We start from the raw sequence: 13,689 nt of genomic DNA, 5'->3' as shown, positions 1-13,689 counted from the left end.
GTCATATTGAACGTGTTATGCATGCCGGGTTGCGTCGTGAAATTTTGTAGATAATAAACTCGACGCAACGCAAGCTGCCGAGAGTTTTATAGATAAAATGATCATCCCTCATTCCGGCTGGACCAAAAAATCCGCGCAAGCTGTTCATGATCTCCCGCTGATGGATCTGCTGTTCCGGGCGCAAACCGTCCATCGTGAGCATTTCGATCCGAACAAAATCCAGACCTCGAAACTGCTGTCGATCAAAACCGGAGGCTGCGCCGAGGATTGCGCCTATTGCTCACAATCGGCGCGCAATGGCTCGACCCTGCCTGCCTCCAAACTGATCGAGGTGCAGCGTGTTCTGGCCGAGGCGAAGAAGGCCAAGGATGGCGGCGCCACGCGGTTCTGCATGGGCGCTGCCTGGCGCGAGCCCAAAGCGCGCGACATGGCGGCTCTGGTCGCGATGGTCGAAGGGGTCAAGGCCATGGGAATGGAGACCTGTATGACGCTGGGCATGCTGGACGACACGCAGGTCGTGCAGTTGCGCGATGCGGGGCTGGACTACTACAACCACAATATCGACACGTCCGAGCGCTACTATTCCGAGGTCATCACAACCCGAACCTTCGCCGATCGGATCGACACGATGAACCGGGTGCAGGAAGCGGGAATCAAAGTGTGTTCCGGCGGCATTTTGGGCATGGGTGAGCATACGGGCGACCGCATCGATATGCTGCTGACGCTGGCCAACATGCAGCCCGCGCCGGATTCGGTTCCTATCAACATGCTGATGCCACAGGCCGACACACCTCTGGCCGATGCCGAGCCGATCGATCCGATCGACTTTGTCCGCATCATCGCGACGGCGCGTATCCTGATGCCAACCTCTTACGTTCGCCTGTCCGCTGGCCGCAGCGAGATGAGCGACGAGATGCAGGCCATGTGTTTCCTCGCCGGTGCGAACTCGATCTTTGTGGGCGAAACGCTGCTGACGGCGGAAAACCCCGAAGAGGACACCGATATGGTCCTGTTCGCCAAACTTGGTCTACAGGCCGAGAAAGCCGGCGATCAGGCGGGCCGGGAAGCCGCTGAATGAAGGCTGCTGCTCGGCTCGAATCCATGCTCGACAACTTGCAGGCCCGGCATCGCCGCCGGGTCCTGACGCCTGCGTCGGGATTGGATTTCGCGTCGAATGACTATCTGGGCCTCGCCAGATCGCAGCTTCTGCAAGAAGCCGCGCAAGAGGCTTTGGCGCGCGGTGTTCCGGTTGGCTCTGGCGGCTCGCGTCTATTGCGCGGAAACCATCCCGAACACGAAGCGCTTGAAGTCGAAGCCGCCGCGTTTTTTGGGGCCGAGGCCGCCTTGTTCATGGGTGGCGGGTTTCAGGCTAATCAGGCGATTTTCGCAACCCTTCCTGCGGCCGAGGACTTGGTTCTCTATGACGCTCTGGTCCACGCCAGCGCGCATGAGGGCATGCGCTCTTGCCGGGCCGATCAGCGGTCGTTTCGACACAATGATGTCGCGGACGCGGGTAAAAAAGTGCGGGAGTGGCGGGCCGAGGGCGGCTCGGGCCAAATCTGGATCGCAGTCGAGAGCGTCTATTCGATGGAAGGGGATCTTGCCCCACTGACCGATCTGGCGGGCTTGGCGCGTGAGGAAGACGCCGTTTTGGTCGTGGACGAAGCCCATGCGACCGGCGTGTTCGGACTTCAGGGACGGGGGCTGGCGCATGACCTCGACTGCCATCTGTTGACGCTGCACACCTGCGGCAAAGGTCTGGGCGTTGCCGGAGGGCTGATCTGCGGCCCAAAAGTCGTAATCGACACGCTGATCAACCGCGCACGCCCCTTCATCTTTGCCACCGCGCCATCGCCTTTGAATGCCGCTTTGGTTCGTTCGGCCCTCGGGGCGCTGGCTACTCAGACAGGTCTGGTCGAGGCCGCCCAGCAGCGCATTGGCTATGCCCATGATGCGGCGCGCGCAATAGGAATTGCTGAAGCTGCGCTGAACAGCCAGATCATTCCGGTCATTCTGGGCGATGATGCGCGTACGATGACGATGGCGCAGACCTTGAAGACGCAAGGGTTCGACGTCAGGGGCATCCGCCCGCCAACCGTACCGCGCGGGACATCGCGGTTGCGGATTTCCATCACCGGCAATGTAGATCGTGTTGATATCTTGGCACTGTTTAAAGCTTTGGCGGCATATCAATCGGAGGCCGCATGAGCGCGCTGATCATCACCGGAACCGACACGGGCGTCGGCAAGACTGTTTTCTCCGCAGGTCTGACCGCCGCCCTTGGAGCCACCTACTGGAAGCCGGTGCAATCCGGGCTTGAGGATGCGACCGACACCGACATCGTGCGCGATCTGTCAGGGGCTGAGGTTCTGCCCGAGGCCTACCGTCTGAACATACCCGCTTCGCCGCATCTGTCCGCCGAGGATATGGGGGTCGAGATCGACCTTGCTCAACTGGCGCTGCCGCAGGTCGATGGCCCTCTGGTTGTTGAAGGGGCAGGAGGGGTGATGGTCCCTCTGAACCGACAGGTGTTCTATCTGGACCTCTTCGCGCAATGGAATGCCCCGGTGGTTCTGGTTGCACGCACCGCGCTTGGCACGATCAACCACACGGCGTTGTCTCTGATGGCTTTGCGCAATGCGGGGTGCGACGTCATCGGCGTTGCCTTCGTTGGCGACCCCGAGCCAGAGGTCGAACAAACCATCGCGCAGATGTGCAAGGTCAGGCATTTGGGGCGTCTGCCCTATCTCTCGGACCTGACCCGTGAAAACCTGTCGGATGCGTTCCAGACCATCGACCTTGATGCGATCCGGAGGGCTCTATGACCCCGCTGGAGTTTGACGCCCGCCACCTGTGGCACCCCTACACCCATGTGCTGGATCCCGGCCCGATGCATCTGATCACCGGATCTGAGGGCGTCTGGCTGACGCGTGAGGACGGCGGGCAGATGATCGACGCCATGTCCTCCTGGTGGTGTACCGTTCACGGCCATCGCCACCCGGCCATTATAGAGGCGATGCAGGCCCAACTGGCGCAACTGCCGCATGTCATGTTCGGAGGGCTGACCCATGCGCCCGCAGTCGAGCTGGGCCGAAGGCTGATCGGAATGCTGCCTGAGGGTCTGGATCGCATCTTCTACAGCGACAGCGGCTCAGTCGCCATCGAAGTCGCGCTAAAAATGGCGGTGCAGTACCAGATCGCCAAAGGCCGCACAGCGCGTTCAGAGTTCGCCACCATCCGGGGCGGCTATCACGGTGACACCTGGAAAGCGATGAGTGTTTGCGACCCGGTGAACGGGATGCACGGGCTGTTCAAGGGCGCTCTGTCCATCCAGCATTTCCTGCCGCGCCCGACCATCCGATTCGATCAGGACTGGTCGGAGGATGCCGCCGAAAACGGGCTGAAGGCACTTGAGCAGTTGTTGGACGAAAAGGGTGACAAGATCGCGGGGCTGATCCTGGAGCCTGTCGTGCAAGGTGCGGGCGGGATGTATTTCTACCACCCGAACTGGCTGAAGGGTGCGCGGGCGCTGTGTGACGCGCATGACGTGCTGCTGATTTTCGATGAAATTGCCACGGGCTTTGGCCGCAGTGGTGAGCTGTTTGCCATGGACCACGCGGATGTGGTGCCCGACATCCTGTGCCTCGGCAAGGCCCTGACAGGTGGGCACATTACACTGGCCGCCACCATCGCGACCGAGGCAGTTGCGCGTGGTATCGGAGAAAGCGAGGCCGGGGTGCTGATGCATGGCCCGACCTATATGGCCAACCCTCTGGCCTGCGCCGCAGGTGTTGCCAGCCTCGATCAGTTGGTACAGCGCGACTGGCGGGCCGAGGTCACAGTGATTGCGCAGCAGATGCAGGCTGAACTCGCTCCGGCTCGTGACTTGCCCGGTGTTGCCGATGTGCGGGTTCTGGGCGGCATCGGTGTGATCGAGATGAAAGACCGTGTCGACCCTGCCGTAGCCCATGGCCTCGCCCCAAAAACAGGCGTCTGGTTGCGTCCGTTTGGGCATAATATTTACTGCATGCCGCCCTACATCATCTCGCCAGATGAGCTGAGCCGCGTCACCGCCGCCATGGTTGATCTCGCTGGAGGCGACGGATGAGTCATCGCTGGCTGACACGCTCGGATAGCCCCGATCTGATACTCGTGTTCGGGGGGTGGGCGTTGGGTTCTGCGCCATTCTCCTGCCTCACAGGTGGGGAAAATGTGCTGTTCGTTGAGGGCTATACCCGACTGGATGACCCGCTGCCGGACTTGTCGCGGTTCGACCGTGTGAATTTGCTGGCCTTCTCTTTCGGCGTCGTCTCAGCCGCGCATTGGCTGAACCAAACGGGGATGCGCCCAGATCGCTTGGTTGCAGTCAGCGGCACGCTGAACCCTGCAAGTGCCGAGCATGGGATCGCACCCGACATGATCCGCGCAACGGCGGATCAATTGTCTCAGACCAGCTTTGCCAAATTCTGCCGCCGCGCGGGTGTGAGCGGAGAGGTTCCCGAACTGGATATCCCATCCGCTCGGGCCGAGTTACACGCGGTGATCGACCGTGGCCCTGCTGAGGACCCGGGTTTTGATCGAGTTTGGATTCCCAAGCGCGACCGCATTGTGCCAACAAACGCGCAACAGGCCGCATGGGCTTCATGCGCTGATAGTATTCGAACTGTCGAAGGTCCTCATGTCCCGTTCCGCGCGGGGCAAAGCTGGGCGGAGTGGCTGGCATGATGGTGCAACTCTTGGACCGGGTTCAGCGCAGCTTCAGCCGTAGCTTCCAAAGCTATCACGACACTGCCTGCCAACAGGCCTGGGTGGCCGCGAAACTGGTGGAAGTGACGCGCCAACACGACGCCCCGGCAAAGTTTGAACGTGGATTTGAGCTGGGTTGCGGAACCGGGCATTTCACGCGGCTTCTGTGTCAAGCCCACCGTTTTGACAGCCTCACCCTGAATGATATCGCACCCGAAGCCCGCCAAACGGCAGATAAGGTCGGCGCGCAGTTTATCTGCGGCGATGCGCGGCGGGTGATCTGGCCCGAGAAGACGGATCTTTTTGCCTCCGCGTCGATGATCCAGTGGATGGAAGACCCGCAGGCGCTTTTGGAACGGGCGGCGCGATCCCTCGCACCGGGCGGCTGGTTGGTGATTTCGGGCTTTGGGCGGGAACAATATCGGGAACTAAGCCAGATCGGCAGTTCGGCCCGTGCCCCCGGTTTGTGCGGCCCCGACCAGATGGCAGGGGCTGTGGAGGCTCATCTGGAAGTGCTTGCGACAGGCGAGGCGCTGCGACCTTCATACTTTCCTACCCCGCGCCATGTTCTGCGCCATCTGCGTAAGACCGGCGTCAACGGGCGCGCGAAAAGTGTCTGGACCAAATCCACACTCGCCCTGTTCGAGGCAGAGTACACACGCCAGTTTCAGACCGAAAACGGCGTCTCTCTCAGCTATCATCCCGTCTGGATCGTCGCGCGCAAGCCGCAGGTCTGAGGCCTCGCGGTTAGTACCTCGCGTCCGTCTTTTCAGCGTTTGCAGGCACTCAGGCGCAGATTGTGAAATCTCATACCGAAACGTCGCAATGATCTGTTGCGTTCGCGGTCACAGGTCGCCACGGTAGCATTTGAGATTTTGGCGTTGCTGTGGCCCGCCATCAGGAATTTGAAGGAGGGGGCAGAATGACCGCGACACTTACATTCGAACATCTCAAAACGCAGGTCTCAGCGGGTGAAGTAGATACCGTTCTGGTGTGCTTTGTTGACATGCAGGGCCGTCTGATGGGCAAGCGCTTTCATGCGGGTCATTTCGTTGCGGGCGCGTGGGAAGAAACCCATTGCTGCAACTACTTGCTGGCCACTGATCTTGAGATGGGCACACCGGACGGCTATGCCTCGACCAGTTGGGAGCGGGGGTATGGCGACTATGTCATGAAGCCCGATCTTTCGACCCTGCGCCCGGTGCCATGGCTTGAAGGCACTGTTATGGTGATGTGCGATATTCTCGATCATCACACGCATGAAGAGGTGCCGCATGCGCCTCGGGCGATGTTGAAGGCGCAGGTCAACCGCTTGAAAGCCATGGGCTATGAGGCGATGTGTGCGACAGAGCTGGAGTTTTTCCTTTTCGAGAAGAGTTTCGACGAAATCCGCAAAAACGGCTTTCGCGATCTCGAGCCGATTTCCGGCTACAACGAGGATTATCATATCCTCCAGACCACCAAGGAAGAGCATGTGATGCGCCCGATCCGTAACCATCTGTGGGATGCGGGGATACCGGTTGAGAACTCGAAAGGTGAGGCCGAAACCGGGCAGGAAGAGCTGAACATCAAATACGCGCCTGCGATGGACACGGCCGAGTACCACTCGATCGCCAAGAATGCGGTGAAAGAGATCGCCTGGCAGCATGGTCATGCGGCAACGTTCCTGCCGAAATGGCATCACGACAAGGTCGGCAGTTCCAGCCATGTGCATCAATCCCTTTGGAAAGACGGCGCGCCTGCTTTTTATGATGAAAATGATCCGCTTGGCATGTCCGATGTGATGAAAAGCTATTTGGCTGGCCTGCTGAAATACGCCCCGGATTACACCTATTTCATGGCCCCTTATATCAACAGTTACAAACGGTTCATGAAGGGTACCTTTGCGCCGACACGGATTATTTGGTCGGTGGATAATCGAACGGCTGGCTTCCGCCTGTGTGGAGATGGGACCAAGGCCATTCGGGTGGAATGCCGGATCCCTGGGTCGGACATGAACCCGTATCTTGTGATGGCCGGTATGCTGGCGGCGGGAATTGCCGGCATTGAAGAGGGATTGGAGTTGCAACCTGCGGCAACCGGCGACGTTTACCAGGGCGATACGGGGATGATCCCCGGCAATCTTGGTGCAGCATTGAGCGCTTTGCGTGGTTCGGCCATGTTGCGGGCTGCTATGGGGGATGAGGTGGTGGATCACTACGCTCGGGCCGCTGAGGTGGAAATCGAAGAATTTGCGCGTGTGGTAACCGATTGGGAAGTTGCCCGTGGGTTTGAGCGCGCGTAGAGGGCAGGAGCGAGGGGCCAGCCCCTCGCGCTCCCCGAGGTATTTTGGGCCAGATGAAGCAGGGGATCCTGTTTTTTCGGAAAATGGAGTGACTATGGGGCAGATGTTAAAGTGTGTCTCACCGATTGATGGGTCGGTTTTTGCGGAGCGGGAGGTGCTATCTCGGGACGTGGCGTTTGAGGCGGCGGCTCGGGCACGCGCCGCGCAGGCGGCTTGGGCGGCGCGGTCCTTGCACGAGCGAGTTGATCTTGTGATGGCCGGTGTCGCGGCGGTTGGTGCGATGAATGATGAGATCGTACCTGAGCTTGCCCATATGATGGGTCGGCCCGTGCGCTACGGTGGTGAGTTTGGTGGGTTCAATGAACGCGCCAGCCATATGGCGGAGATTGCTGAAAGCGCGCTTGCCGATATCGCCGTGGGCGAGGATGAGACGTTTCGGCGGTACATTAAGCGCGTTCCGCAAGGGGTGGTCTTTGTGGTGGCCCCCTGGAACTATCCCTATATGACGGCGATCAACACGGTGGCTCCGGCGCTGATCGCCGGGAATACCGTGATCCTGAAACATGCCACCCAGACTTTGTTGGTGGGCGAGAGGATGGCGCAGGCGTTCCACGTGGCTGGTCTGCCCGAGGATGTGTTTCAGAATGTCTTCCTCAGCCACGATGTGACCAATGACCTGATTGCCGGAAATGCGTTTGATTTTGTGAACTTCACTGGCTCGGTCGGCGGCGGGCAGGCGATGGAACGTGCAGCCGCTGGCACCTTCACAGGCGTCGGGACCGAGCTTGGCGGCAAAGATCCGGGCTATGTGATGGAGGATGCCGACCTGGATGCCGCCGTGGATACTCTGATCGACGGGGCGATGTTCAACTCGGGCCAATGCTGTTGCGGGATTGAGCGGATCTACGTGCATGAAAGTCTTTTCGACGACTTCGTGGCGAAAGCCGTCGAGATTGTGAAAGGCTACAAGCTGGGCAATCCGCTGGACCCTGAGACGACGCTGGGTCCGATGGCCAATGTGCGCTTTGCCGATGAGGTGCGTGCTCAGATTGCCGAGGCTGTGGCGGATGGCGCGGTGGCCCATATCGAGACATTCACCGAGGATGATGGTGGTGCTTATCTGACGCCTCAGATTCTGACCAATGTCACCCATGATATGCGCGTGATGCGGGATGAGAGTTTTGGGCCGGTCGTTGGGATAATGAAAGTGTCCTCGGACGACGAGGCAATCGCGCTGATGAATGACAGCGAATTCGGCCTGACCGCCAGCCTGTGGACCCGTGACGTGGACCGGGCCGCGCGAGTGGGCGATCAGATCGAAACGGGCACTGTATTTATGAACCGGGCGGACTATCTGGACCCGGGTCTGTGCTGGACCGGCTGCAAGAATACAGGGCGAGGGGGTGGCCTGTCGGTCATCGGGTATCACAACCTGACCCGTCCAAAATCCTACCATTTGAAGAAGGTAACATCATGAGCCTCGTTGGAAACTGGTCCTACCCGACCGCGATCAAATTCGGTGCTGGCCGCATCAACGAACTGCCCGAGGCGTGTGCGACGGCAGGGATGAAGCGCCCTCTGCTGGTGACGGACAAGGGGTTGGCCGATTTGCCAATCACGACGGCGACGTTGGACATTCTCGAGGCCGCCGGTCTGGGTCGGGGTCTGTTCAGCGATGTGGACCCGAACCCGAATGAAAAGAACCTCGATGCCGGAGTCGCGGCCTACAAAGCCGGTGGTCATGACGGGGTGATTGCCTTTGGCGGCGGCTCGGGGCTGGATCTGGGTAAGATGGTTGCCTTTATGGCGGGTCAAACGCGCCCCGTTTGGGATTTTGAAGATATCGGTGATTGGTGGACCCGTGCTGATGCGGATGTGATTGCGCCGATCATCGCGGTGCCTACAACGGCCGGAACGGGGTCCGAGGTAGGACGTGCCAGTGTCATTACCAATTCCGAGACCCACGCCAAGAAGATCATCTTTCACCCGAAGGTTCTGCCCACCGTGGTGATCTGCGACCCGGAACTGACCGTGGGCATGCCGAAATTCATTACAGCAGGCACCGGGCTGGACGCCTTTGCGCATTGCGTCGAGGCCTTTTCCAGCCCGCATTACCATCCGATGAGCCAAGGCATCGCGCTGGAGGGAATGCGGTTGGTCAAGGATTACCTGCCACGCGCTTATGCGGATGGCACTGATCTTGAGGCGCGCGCGCAGATGATGAGCGCGGCGGCCATGGGGGCGACGGCGTTTCAAAAGGGCCTCGGCGCGATCCACGCCATGAGCCATCCGATTGGCGCGGTGTTCAACACTCATCACGGCACGACCAACGCGGTTTGCATGCCCGCGGTGCTAGAGTTTAACGCGCCCGCCATCGCGGATCGGTTCCAACAGGCTGCCGCCTATCTGGGTATCGAGGGCGGCTTCGACGGATTCCGCGCCTTTGTACAGGAGTTCAACGATGCGTTCAGCATCCCGCGTCAGCTGTCGGAGCTGGGCGTGATTGAGGATCGGATACCCGAGCTGGTTGAAGGCGCGATCATTGACCCCTCCTGCGGGGGCAATCCGATTGAGCTGACGAAAGAGAACCTGACGCAGCTGTTCCGCGCCGCGCTTTAGGTCAGACGGCCCGGCGGGTGTCCTCGCCGGGCCTCTCAAGTGTTACTCAGCAGCCATAGCGCGGATCTCGGCCCGCGCCATGGTGACCCATTCCAGATCCTTGGTGTAACGCCAGGCCAGATCGCCGTTTTCATCCATGGCGATCAGGTGCAGCCAACGATTGTCGAACAGCTCTTTCACGGTTTCGTTGCGTCTGAGGATGTCGTTCATCGCCTCCCGTGGGGCCTCGATGATGACCGACAGGCGCAGCGGGTCGTGCTGGAACGACTCTCCGTCATGCACGGATTGCCAAGGTAGGCCGGGGCGCAGCGCGCCGCCATTGCCTTCGACAACACCGATGCCGCCAACCACATTGTGCAACAGTTTGTTGCCGCCGCCGAACAGGCCAGGTGCGACGGTCGAGCCGTAATATTGTAGGCTGATCCAGCTGGCGACCACGACCGGAGCGGTCATGATCAGTTCCAGCACGCCAAAGCCCTCATCCGCGCGCCAGTCATAGCTGTGCAGAAAGGACTGACCCGCAAGACCCGTGCCATCGGTCCGGGACCGCGGCGCGGCAATGAAGGCGCGGCATCCGGCTAGCCCCCATTCAGGGCGCAGCTCAGCCCAGTCGGTGGCGCGGCGGGCGATGTCATTGGCCCCTTTGGCACGCGGTAGACGCGCGGCGCGCTCGGACCGGGCCAGTTGTCCGGCCGAGGTCAGCCAGGTTTTCAACTGTGCAATCTTCGCGGCCCACTGACCCGTCGCCTGATCCTGATCGAACAGAGAGACCTTGTCGGTCGTAGTGTGGTGCATCGCCGCCAGAAACAGCGTGTCCGCCGGGATGTCGATCCCCTCGGCGCGCAGCCCTTCACGTACTGCATGATCGTTCAACAATCCGGCCAGAAGGCGGGCGCTGACGTCACCGGCATGACCGCCACATGCGCCACATTGCAGGGCGCTTTCATGGGGGTTGTTCGTCACATCCGCGCCATGACCGGCGAGCATCACGATACGAGCGAAGTTTCTGGTCAAAGACATCGCCCCAAGGATGGCTTTGGCCGAGGCGACACGTGTAGGCAGGTCGATCCCGTCGTCAAGCTTCGGCGCAGGGTCGAACTTCGCGGCCTCGTGGCCCTTGCCTAGAGCGTCGCGCAGCAGTTTGCCCGCATAAACCGGACCTGTTGCCTCCACAAAGGCAAAAGACGAGACCGCGGCCAGTTTAAACCGGCCCCAGGCCCGTTTGGCCCGTGCGGTGTAACGCCGGTTAAGGTCGGCCTGCGCGCCCTCGGCCGCGTGGGAACACACGTTCGGGTTCAACAGGACCGGTCCCCGTATTTCGGTCACGTCGGAACCGGCTGCCTTGTGGGCGCTGGCGAGGCCGAAGAAACCAGCAAAACCAATGGTTTCGATACCGCTGTCCTGCGATTCTAGCGCGCGGCGGAAGACTTCGGAGCGGACGTCGATGCAAAATGCCGCTTGCACCTCGGGGCGGCCTTCGACCTTGCGCGGCTGACGGGCGCTGAGGGTTTGCGCCAGCTTGCGTTGTTGCGCGCGCTCCGAAGCGTCCTGCAGCACCGCGTCGATCACCAGATCGCGGATCGGGGTGATGGGGGCCTCATGCTGGGCAATGGTTTCAGCCCAGCGATCGGCAATCTGATCGTGGTAGAGGCCAAACAGAGCCTCTTCGAACACCATGCGAATGGCCAGCAGTTCGGTTGTGCTCGTATCCGTCTGCCCTTCCAGCTCGGCTTGCCATAGCAGATAGCGGGCATATTGCGCCCAACCGCCCAGTGTCATCAGCCAGCGATGGAAGGCGGTGCTGGCCGCCTCAGGGGTGACACCCAGTGCCTCAGAGGCGCGGCCAATCGCCCGCCATTGCGAGCGGTTGGTGCCAGCCACGAAGGCTCCGAACCCTTTCAGGCCGTGGATTTCCGGGGTCAGATCGCGTGAGGCGAACTCGCGCCAGGCGCTATAGGCACCGCCTGTGCGGTTGGGTTGCCACAGGGCCTGACCCTGATCGAAATGGCTGGCGGCCCAGGCCCCGATCCGTTCGTCAATCAGACCGGGCCAGTCGATCCCGGAGACCTCGGCAGCCAGATCGGCAACCGTGGGCAGGGGAGACAGCTTCGCGGTCTCGGACCCAAGCGCAGCTTGCAGATCTTCGAAACTGGGTGCGTCAAAGCGGCTTTCGACGCCGGCGAGGGCATCCCGCAGATCGACCTCAGAAATCTCTCCGCTTGCCAGTTTCTGCGCAAATACCGCCCGGTCCGGAGTGATCCGCGTGCCCGCAACCCGCGCCAGCCGGGCCGAGGTCACGGCCAGCGTCTCTTGCGTTTGTCCCAGAAACGGGTTTACCGCGACGTTGGAGGCAAGCGGGAACAACGGCGGGATTTGACGCACCGCATCATTGGCCAGCGCGACCAGTTCCAGAAGGGCTGCGGGATAGCTTTCGTGTTTCATATACATCTTGAGAAACCCCTCTTACACGGTTTGGCGCTTGGACCATCCGTCCAGCAGCCGGTCAAAGATTGCGTTGGCATAGAGCCCGTTCGACAGATGCACCCGAATACCAGCCGCCGCCGGGTGCGAGGCCCAAAGCGGGAAAGTCGATTGGGCCAAGGCCACCGCGCCAAAGCTGATCAGGGCAAGAATGATTAGCGTCCACTCCAACGGCCCGGGCGCAGGCGCTGCGGGCAGGGTGCCCTTGGTCAAGTACACGGCGATGATCTGCAGGACGAAGTAGCTGATCGAGGTTACGCCAGCATAGACAACAGTGCGGCGGGTCAACGCGCCGGGTGCGGCATCGGCAAAGCCCTGCGCCAGCAGATAGGCGACGCCGAAGATCAGGATCACGCCAAGGGCAATCGCCTGAACGGATTTGCCGTCTACGCCGAACGTCATGGCGACGATGCCGTAGATCAGGATGCCGGTGGCAAATGCCAGCAACACGTTCCGCGCGCTTGGCACAGCGACTGGGCCGGGCCTGCGGATGGCTGCTACGTTGCGCACGGCCTCACCCGCGCTGAGGAAGGCATGCGCCTTGTAGAGCGAATGCGCCACGATGTGTAGCAGTGCCAGCGGAAACAGGGCCAGCCCGCATTGCATGATCATGAAGGCCATTTGAGCAATGGTCGACCAGGCCAGCGAGGTTTTCACCGCCGGTTGCGTCAGCATCACCAGACCGCCGAATAGCGCGGTGAACCCACCCAGCATCACCAGCAGCGCCATGATGCCCGGTGCCGCCAGCATCACGTCGGCAAAGCGGATCAGGAGGAACCCTCCGGCGTTGATGACGCCCGCATGCAGCAGGGCCGAGACGGGGGTCGGGGCCTCCATCACCTCGGTCAGCCACCCGTGGACCGGGAACTGGGCCGAGGCCATGATGGCGGCCAGCGCGATCAGCAGGGCAGCGACGATGGTCAGCCCGTTAGGTTCTGCCGAAGACAGGATCGAGGCAATGTCCGTGGTGCCATAGGTTGCGACCAACAGGACTACCGCAAGGGCCAGCGCGCCTTCACTGATACGCGCCACAACAGCCTTTTTCCGCGCTGCCCGTCGGGCGGTGGTCCGCTCGGGGTAGAACAGTAGCAGCTGGTGCAGCAGCAGGCTGGTCGCAATCCACGCGGCAAGCAATTGGATCAGGTTGCCCGACATCACCAGCAACAGAACCGAGGCGAGTGTTGCTGACATCCAGCCGGTGAACGCACCCTGACGGGCCTCTCCATCCATATAGGTGGCCGAGTAGCGTAGAACGATCCATCCGATGAAGCTGACGAGAACCAGCATGATGGAGCTGACCGCATCAAGTCGCACGGAGAGGCCAACACCCCAGAACCCGATCAACCCCGAGGTGCCGGGGCCGTGAAGAACCAGCATCAGGGCCGACAGTGCGGCGCCTACGAAAGCCGCCAATGCCGCCCATTCCGACAGCCTGACGACGCGGTTTGGCCGCAGTCCCGGATTGCGGCTGGCATAGTAAGCCGATGCCAGCAAGATCAGCGGGCTAAGCAGGGGTAGAAACAGGTAGGTCATGATGCGCGTTCCTTGTAAGTCCAGCC

11 protein-coding genes are annotated in these 13,689 nt (G+C 61.0%); 9 read left to right on the top strand and 2 right to left on the bottom strand.

The annotated features are described in order from the left end of the window. Positions 1 to 97: 97 nt before the first annotated feature. The 9 genes from bioB (at position 98) to ACR0KL_RS05600 (ending at position 9,649) form a co-directional block, all read left to right on the top strand. On the top strand, positions 98 to 1,078 hold the full coding sequence (gene bioB, locus ACR0KL_RS05640; RefSeq protein WP_480776724.1) for a biotin synthase BioB: 981 nt from the start codon (positions 98 to 100) through the stop codon (positions 1,076 to 1,078). Next, positions 1,075 to 2,208 (top strand): 8-amino-7-oxononanoate synthase, encoded by a 1,134-nt coding sequence (locus ACR0KL_RS05635; protein WP_480776723.1) that lies wholly within the window; start codon positions 1,075 to 1,077, stop codon positions 2,206 to 2,208. The genes bioB and ACR0KL_RS05635 overlap by 4 nt, the downstream gene beginning before the upstream one ends. Continuing rightward, the gene (gene bioD / locus ACR0KL_RS05630) at positions 2,205 to 2,825 is read left to right on the top strand and encodes a dethiobiotin synthase (protein ID WP_480776722.1); all 621 of its coding nucleotides are present in this window, start codon (positions 2,205 to 2,207) and stop codon (positions 2,823 to 2,825) included. The genes ACR0KL_RS05635 and bioD overlap by 4 nt, the downstream gene beginning before the upstream one ends. Next, positions 2,822 to 4,108, top strand: coding sequence for an adenosylmethionine--8-amino-7-oxononanoate transaminase (bioA, locus tag ACR0KL_RS05625; RefSeq protein ID WP_480776721.1), 1,287 nt, complete (start codon positions 2,822 to 2,824; stop codon positions 4,106 to 4,108). The genes bioD and bioA overlap by 4 nt, the downstream gene beginning before the upstream one ends. After that, a complete protein-coding gene (locus tag ACR0KL_RS05620) occupies positions 4,105 to 4,725 on the top strand; it encodes a pimeloyl-ACP methyl esterase BioG family protein (RefSeq protein ID WP_480776720.1) in 621 nt (206 codons plus the stop codon). Before bioA ends, ACR0KL_RS05620 begins: the two co-directional genes overlap by 4 nt. Then, complete coding sequence (locus ACR0KL_RS05615) at positions 4,722 to 5,483, top strand: methyltransferase domain-containing protein (RefSeq protein WP_170679903.1); 762 nt, start codon at positions 4,722 to 4,724, stop codon at positions 5,481 to 5,483. Before ACR0KL_RS05620 ends, ACR0KL_RS05615 begins: the two co-directional genes overlap by 4 nt. A gap of 185 nt (positions 5,484 to 5,668) precedes the next feature. Further along, a complete protein-coding gene (locus tag ACR0KL_RS05610) occupies positions 5,669 to 7,030 on the top strand; it encodes a glutamine synthetase family protein (RefSeq protein WP_170679905.1) in 1,362 nt (453 codons plus the stop codon). 94 nt (positions 7,031 to 7,124) lie between these two features. Beyond that, the gene (locus tag ACR0KL_RS05605; protein WP_480776719.1) at positions 7,125 to 8,507 is read left to right on the top strand and encodes an aldehyde dehydrogenase family protein; all 1,383 of its coding nucleotides are present in this window, start codon (positions 7,125 to 7,127) and stop codon (positions 8,505 to 8,507) included. After that, entirely contained in the window at positions 8,504 to 9,649 is a 1,146-nt protein-coding gene (locus tag ACR0KL_RS05600) for an iron-containing alcohol dehydrogenase (protein ID WP_480776718.1), read from the top strand. The genes ACR0KL_RS05605 and ACR0KL_RS05600 overlap by 4 nt, the downstream gene beginning before the upstream one ends. Before the next feature lie 42 nt (positions 9,650 to 9,691). Here ACR0KL_RS05600 and ACR0KL_RS05595 read toward each other — a convergent pair whose 3' ends face one another. After that, on the bottom strand, positions 9,692 to 12,097 hold the full coding sequence (locus ACR0KL_RS05595) for a DUF2309 domain-containing protein (protein WP_170679911.1): 2,406 nt from the start codon (positions 12,095 to 12,097) through the stop codon (positions 9,692 to 9,694). A gap of 15 nt (positions 12,098 to 12,112) precedes the next feature. Beyond that, the gene (locus tag ACR0KL_RS05590; protein ID WP_480776717.1) at positions 12,113 to 13,663 is read right to left on the bottom strand and encodes a proton-conducting transporter transmembrane domain-containing protein; all 1,551 of its coding nucleotides are present in this window, start codon (positions 13,661 to 13,663) and stop codon (positions 12,113 to 12,115) included. Positions 13,664 to 13,689 lie beyond the last annotated feature (26 nt).

It is taken from the genome of Ruegeria sp. C8 (assembly GCF_056537565.1).
The sequence above is the reverse complement of the archived record's forward strand: the minus strand, read 5'-3'. Positions and strand labels throughout refer to the sequence as shown.

Excerpts from the sequence above, each read along its gene's own strand:
- ACR0KL_RS05620 (WP_480776720.1), top strand. The coding sequence starts at position 4,105 with ATGAGTCATCGCTGGCTGACACGCTCGGATAGCCCCGATCTGATACTC.
- bioD (WP_480776722.1), top strand. The coding sequence starts at position 2,205 with ATGAGCGCGCTGATCATCACCGGAACCGACACGGGCGTCGGCAAGACT.
- bioA (WP_480776721.1), top strand. The coding sequence starts at position 2,822 with ATGACCCCGCTGGAGTTTGACGCCCGCCACCTGTGGCACCCCTACACC.
- ACR0KL_RS05595 (WP_170679911.1), bottom strand. The coding sequence starts at position 12,097 with ATGTATATGAAACACGAAAGCTATCCCGCAGCCCTTCTGGAACTGGTC.
- ACR0KL_RS05590 (WP_480776717.1), bottom strand. The coding sequence starts at position 13,663 with ATGACCTACCTGTTTCTACCCCTGCTTAGCCCGCTGATCTTGCTGGCA.
- ACR0KL_RS05615 (WP_170679903.1), top strand. The coding sequence starts at position 4,722 with ATGATGGTGCAACTCTTGGACCGGGTTCAGCGCAGCTTCAGCCGTAGC.
- ACR0KL_RS05605 (WP_480776719.1), top strand. The coding sequence starts at position 7,125 with ATGGGGCAGATGTTAAAGTGTGTCTCACCGATTGATGGGTCGGTTTTT.
- bioB (WP_480776724.1), top strand. The coding sequence starts at position 98 with ATGATCATCCCTCATTCCGGCTGGACCAAAAAATCCGCGCAAGCTGTT.
- ACR0KL_RS05635 (WP_480776723.1), top strand. The coding sequence starts at position 1,075 with ATGAAGGCTGCTGCTCGGCTCGAATCCATGCTCGACAACTTGCAGGCC.
- ACR0KL_RS05610 (WP_170679905.1), top strand. The coding sequence starts at position 5,669 with ATGACCGCGACACTTACATTCGAACATCTCAAAACGCAGGTCTCAGCG.
- ACR0KL_RS05600 (WP_480776718.1), top strand. The coding sequence starts at position 8,504 with ATGAGCCTCGTTGGAAACTGGTCCTACCCGACCGCGATCAAATTCGGT.